Here is a 216-nt window from a genome sequence, read left to right as displayed (position 1 = left end):
GGCAGCCACAACAGTTCCTTTCTGTGGTTTTTCTTTTGCATTATCAGGAATGATAATACCCGATGCTGTTTTAGTTTCAGCTGCAGCAGGTTCAATAACAACTCTGTCTGCTAAAGGTTTAATGTTTAAGCCCATTTTGTATATAGTTTTTATAAAATTAATATTGTTTAACGCCTTACCATTAAGCTAAAAATGTGCCAATGCCATTTAACTGAC

1 protein-coding gene is annotated in these 216 nt (G+C 34.7%); it reads right to left on the bottom strand.

Going from position 1 to position 216, the window contains the following annotated elements:
* On the bottom strand, nucleotides 1–135 hold a 135-nt coding region (locus FUA24_RS05050), incomplete at its 3' end, for a co-chaperone GroES (RefSeq protein ID WP_449441418.1).
* Between the last annotated feature and the right edge of the window lie 81 nt (nucleotides 136–216).

It is taken from the genome of Seonamhaeicola marinus (assembly GCF_008085455.1).
The sequence above is the reverse complement of the archived record's forward strand: the minus strand, read 5'-3'. Positions and strand labels throughout refer to the sequence as shown.